The sequence below is a fragment of the Photorhabdus sp. RM96S genome, assembly GCF_042879335.1.
Classification (GTDB): domain Bacteria; phylum Pseudomonadota; class Gammaproteobacteria; order Enterobacterales; family Enterobacteriaceae; genus Photorhabdus; species Photorhabdus kayaii.
In genome coordinates this window covers 1-265 of the sequence record NZ_JBHFKT010000253.1, presented here as the reverse complement: position 1 = coordinate 265, position 265 = coordinate 1, and the positions used below count along the sequence as shown (strand labels likewise).

Here is a 265-nt window from a genome sequence, read left to right as displayed (position 1 = left end):
AAGGCATCGACATCCGCCATGAATATGAAATTGCCGCCCCTGCCGCAGGTTTATCTATTGCTCAAATTCGTCAGGCTCAGATAAATGGGCTGGAAACTGCTTTTATCAGTGGTGCAGAAAAACAGGCATTACGTATGAAAGCAGCAAATCGTTAAATCATAACCACCCGCATAGCGGGTGGTTTGCTCTAGCCCTATAAGGGCATGTTACCGACCGCGCCTAAATGACGCCGCTTTCTCTTTGTTCAAGCTAAAGGGTCATTGTC

The 265-nt window shown here is 47.2% G+C and carries 1 pseudogene; it reads left to right on the top strand.

Features of this window, described 5'->3' with window-relative positions:
- A pseudogene (locus ACGF49_RS25225) lies at positions 1-155 on the top strand (adenosine deaminase); the annotation flags it as partial.
- Positions 156-265: the final 110 nt, after the last annotated feature.